We start from the raw sequence: 4,427 nt of genomic DNA, 5'->3' as shown, positions 1-4,427 counted from the left end.
CGCCGCGAGCACCGCGAACGTGCCGGCGAGCGGAATCGACAGGCCGATGACGGCGAGCACCGCGACGATGCTCGCGGGCCCGGCGGCCTCGGCCGCGAGTCCCGGGAGGACGAGCAGACCGGTGCCGAGGACGGATGCGATATAGAGCGCGGTCCCCTGGACGAGGCCGAGACCGCCGCGCGAGGCATCCGTCTTCGAAGTCACCGCTCGAGTCTCGTCGCCGCGTGCGACACGACGCGCTCGCCCGGGCGCCGTCCTCGCGCGGAATCCTGCCAATGCGCCAGGGCGGCCCGCGGTGTCAGGGCGCTGCCGCTGCCGACCGTCGTCGTGCCGGGTGCGCTCACCGTGTGTTCGCCGACGGCCTGACCGACGAGGTCAGTGTGCGGCCTGCACCGCACGCAGCTTCGCGAGCACGTGGTCGCGCAGCTCCTCGGGAGCGGTCTCCTTGCACGCACGCGCCACGACCTCGGTGAGGGTGCGCGCCACCAGCGCCTCGTCCCGGCAGCCCGGGCAGTTCTCCAGATGCTCGGCGATGTCGGAGTGCTCGGTCTTGCAGACCTCGTTGCGCAGGTACTCCTCCAGGTCGCGCCGCGCCTTGTCGCAGCCGCAGTCGGTCATTTCTTGCTCCTTGTGGCGGCAACCGTCATGCCGCGCTCTCTCGCGTAGTCGGCCAGCAGTTCACGAAGCATCCGCCTGCCACGGTGCAGGCGGCTCATGACTGTGCCGATGGGGGTCTTCATGATGTCGGCGATCTCCTGGTAGGCGAAGCCCTCGACGTCGGCGAGGTACACCGCCAGCCGGAAGTCCTCCGGGATGGACTGCAGCGCGTCCTTGACCACGGACGCCGGCATGTGGTCGATCGCCTCGGCCTCGGCCGAGCGCGTGCTCGTCGCGGTGGTCGACTCGGCTCCGCCGAGCTGCCAGTCTTCGAGATCGTCGATCGTGCCCTGGTAGGGCTCGCGCTGCTTCTTGCGGTAAGTGTTGATATAGGTGTTCGTCAGGATCCGGTACAGCCACGCCTTGAGATTCGTGCCCTGCGTGAAGGTCCTCCACGATGCGAACGCCTTGACGAATGTCTCCTGCACCAGGTCGGCCGCGTCGGCAGGATTGCGCGTCATGCGCATCGCGGCGGCGTACAGCTGGTCCATGAAGGGCAGCGCCTGCTCTTCGAACTGCGTGCGCGGATCCGCGGCCTCATCGGTGTCGTGGGCCCGGTCGATCGAATCGCTCATCACGCGCCAGTCTACGTTGGGCGCTTTCAAGCCAACGGAGACGTCGCGCACGGGCGCCTCGCGGTCGAGTCGGTCGAGGGTTGCGAACATCCTGCTCCGGTTCCATGTCGTCTATCCCGGCCGGTCGGGACGGGGTTCGTTAGGGTAGAACCCGATGACAGCCGACGGGTATTCCCCAGCCACTGCGAACGAGTCGCGGGGGCCCTGGCACGCCCCGACGGCGAGCGGTGCCCTGCACGCGACGGTCACGGTGCCCGGCTCCAAGTCGCTCACCAACCGCGAGCTCATCCTCGCGGCCCTCGCCGACGGACCGAGCCGACTACTGGCTCCCCTGCACTCCGACGATTCGGCGCGCATGATCGACGCGCTGCGCGCGCTCGGCGTCGGCATCCAGCTGGTGCCCGGGTCGGGGACCTACGGCGACGACATCGAGGTGACGCCGGTCTGGCCCCTCAAAGGCGACACCGAGCTCGACTGCGGCCAGGCCGGCACGGTGATGCGCTTCGTCGCCGGCCTCGGCGGCTTCGCCCGGGGCGATGTGGCGCTCACCGCGCACGAGAGCGCGCTGCACCGGCCCATGGGCGCGATGATCACTGCGCTGCGCGATGTCGGCGTCGACATCGACGACGGCGGGCGCTGGGCGCTCCCGTTCATCGTGCGCGGGCACGGGCACGTGCGCGGCGGCGAGGTCACGATCGACGCGAGCGCGTCGAGCCAGTTCGTCTCGGGGCTGCTGCTGTCGGCTCCCCGCTTCGACGTCGGCCTGCACCTCGTGCACGCCGGCGAGCGCCTCCCGAGCATTCCCCACATCGACATGACCGTCGAGGCGCTCGCGCACCGCGGCGTCCACGTCGAGCGCCCCGGCACCGGCGAGTGGATCGTTCCCGCCGGGCCGGTGCGCGCCAAGGACGTGGCGATCGAGCCCGACCTCTCGAACGCCGCGCCGTTCCTGGCCGCGGCGATGGTGGCGGGCGGCTCCGTGTCGGTCACCGGGTGGCCGGCGCACTCCACCCAGCCAGGAGCGATGCTCACCGAGATCCTCGCGCTCATGGGCGCACGCGTGGTGCGGCGCGGCGGCGCGCTGACGGTCACCGCCGGAGCCGGCATCCAGGGCGTCGACCTCGACCTCTCGGCGGCGGGCGAGCTGACCCCGACGATCTTCGCGCTGGCGGCGTTCGCCGACTCGCCGTCGACCCTCCACGGCATCGGCCACATCCGCGGCCACGAGACCGATCGCATCGCCGCGCTCGTCGCAGAGCTGCGAGGCCTCGGCGGCGAGGCGCACGAGCAGCCGGACGGCATCCGGATCGTGCCGCGCCCGCTGCACGCCGGCACCTGGCACGCGCACCACGACCACCGGATGGCGACGACCGGCGCCCTCATCGGGCTCGCCGTGCCCGGCGTGGAGGTCGACGACATCGGCACGACCGCGAAGACCATGCCCCAGTTCCCGCAGATCTGGCAGCAGTTGCTCACCGGCGAGAGCGCGCTGTCGCAGGAGACGATGCAGGCCTCGTGAGGCGAGACGTGGGGATCGACGTGACGACTCCGGACCACGCGGTACGGCCAGGAGGAGCGCCGTGAGCTGGCTCGACGACCTCGACGACGAGCCGGAGTACGACGAGGCCGACGTGCGGGTGCGCCCGAACCCGAAGGCGAATCGGCCGCGCACGAAGAGGCGTCCCGCTCACGCCGACGCCCAGATCGCGCGCGTGCTCGGCGTCGACCGCGGCCGCTACACCGTGCTCGTCGACGAGGACCTCCCCACCGAGCGGACCGTGCTGGCCACACGCGCCCGCGAGCTGCGCAAGATGCCGATCGTCACCGGCGATCACGCGCGGATCGTCGGCGACGCCTCCGGCGCCGAGGGCACCCTGTCCCGCATCGTCGGCATCGAGGAGCGCACGTCGCTGCTGCGCCGCAGCGCCGACGACACCGATCAGGTCGAGCGCGTCGTCGTCGCCAACGCCGACCAGATTCTGATCGTCGTGGCCGCCGCCGACCCCGAGCCTCGCCCCAGGCTCGTCGACCGGTATCTCGTGGCGGCGCTGGATGCCGGCATCCGTCCTCTCCTCGTCGTGACGAAGACCGACCTCGCCGATCCGTCGGAGTTCCTCGCGCACTTCGAGGGGCTCGATCTCGAGGTGTTCACGAGCGGTCGCGACGAGATGCCGCTCGACAGCGTGGGCGCGGCGCTCGTCGGGCACTCGACGGTGTTCGTCGGCCACTCCGGCGTCGGCAAGTCGACGCTCGTGAACGCGCTCGTCCCCGAGGCCAGGCGCGCGATCGGCCACGTCAACGTCGTCACCGGCCGCGGCCGGCACACCTCGAGCTCGACCGTGTCGCTGCGCTTCCGGGGCGACGCGGGCAACGGCTGGGTGATCGACACGCCGGGGGTCCGGTCGTTCGGGCTCGGCCACGTCGACACGGCGAACATCCTCCGCGCGTTCACCGACCTCGCCGAGATCGGCGAGGAATGCCCGCGCGGATGCACGCACCTGACGGATGCCCCGGACTGCGCGATCGTCGAGGCGGTCGAGGCAGGCCGGCTCGGCCCCGGCGGCGCCGCGCGTCTCGACTCGCTGCAGCGGCTGCTCGAGACCTTCGCCGAGAAGAGCCAGCGGCCCGGCGCCTAGGCTGGAGGGGTGACCACGAAGCGCCTCGAACCCGGTTCCCTCGCCCCCGCCTTCACCCTCGTCGACCAGGACGCGCGGCCCGTGACGCTGAAGGATCTGCGCGGCGGCCGGGTGATCGTGTTCTTCTACCCGGAGGCGATGACGCCGGGCTGCACGACGGAGGCGTGCGACTTCCGGGACAGCCTCGCACCGCTCCAGGTCGCGGGCTACACCGTCCTGGGCGTTTCGCGCGACGAACCCGAGAAGCTCCGCCGCTTCCGCGCGCGCGACGGTCTCACGTACGACCTGCTGAGCGACCCCGATCACGGGGTGCACGGAAGGTACGGCGTGTGGGGCGAGAAGATGAACTACGGCAAGACCTTCATGGGGGTCATTCGTTCCACGTTCGTCATCGACGAGAAGGGCCGCATCGCGCACGCGCTCTACAACGTGCGTGCAACGGGCCACGTGGCGCGAGTGCGGACCCTGCTCGGCGTCTGAGCCCCGTCCTCCAGCGCGCGGGTCAGCGGGACGGCACGTCAGGGTCGGCGGACGTTCGCGTGGCCCGGCCGGCGTCGCG

General features: G+C 71.4%; 5 protein-coding genes and 1 pseudogene. 3 read left to right on the top strand and 3 right to left on the bottom strand.

The window, feature by feature from the left end:
- The 3 genes and pseudogenes from EIO58_RS13410 to EIO58_RS13400 all read right to left on the bottom strand — a co-directional run.
- A pseudogene (locus EIO58_RS13410) lies at nt 1-204 on the bottom strand (amino acid permease); the annotation flags it as partial.
- A 171-nt stretch (nt 205-375) separates the two neighbouring features.
- Nucleotides 376-618, bottom strand: coding sequence for a zf-HC2 domain-containing protein (locus tag EIO58_RS13405; protein WP_127819959.1), 243 nt, complete (start codon nt 616-618; stop codon nt 376-378).
- Complete coding sequence (locus tag EIO58_RS13400) at nt 615-1,232, bottom strand: sigma-70 family RNA polymerase sigma factor (RefSeq protein WP_205789274.1); 618 nt, start codon at nt 1,230-1,232, stop codon at nt 615-617. The genes EIO58_RS13405 and EIO58_RS13400 overlap by 4 nt, the downstream gene beginning before the upstream one ends.
- A 154-nt stretch (nt 1,233-1,386) precedes the next feature.
- Between EIO58_RS13400 and aroA the strand changes: the two genes are divergently transcribed.
- The 3 genes from aroA (at nt 1,387) to bcp (ending at nt 4,348) form a co-directional block, all read left to right on the top strand.
- A complete protein-coding gene (gene aroA, locus EIO58_RS13395) occupies nt 1,387-2,751 on the top strand; it encodes a 3-phosphoshikimate 1-carboxyvinyltransferase (RefSeq protein WP_127819957.1) in 1,365 nt (454 codons plus the stop codon).
- A 61-nt stretch (nt 2,752-2,812) separates the two neighbouring features.
- The gene (gene rsgA, locus EIO58_RS13390) at nt 2,813-3,868 is read left to right on the top strand and encodes a ribosome small subunit-dependent GTPase A (RefSeq protein ID WP_127819956.1); all 1,056 of its coding nucleotides are present in this window, start codon (nt 2,813-2,815) and stop codon (nt 3,866-3,868) included.
- Between the two features lie 9 nt (nt 3,869-3,877).
- Complete coding sequence (gene bcp, locus EIO58_RS13385) at nt 3,878-4,348, top strand: thioredoxin-dependent thiol peroxidase (protein WP_127819955.1); 471 nt, start codon at nt 3,878-3,880, stop codon at nt 4,346-4,348.
- The last annotated feature ends 79 nt before the right edge of the window (nt 4,349-4,427 follow it).

The organism is Microbacterium sp. CPCC 204701 (genome assembly GCF_004010105.1).
In the GTDB taxonomy this organism is placed as follows: domain Bacteria; phylum Actinomycetota; class Actinomycetes; order Actinomycetales; family Microbacteriaceae; genus Microbacterium.
Note: the sequence above shows the minus strand (reverse complement) of the source record. Positions and strands in the feature narration are given on the sequence as shown.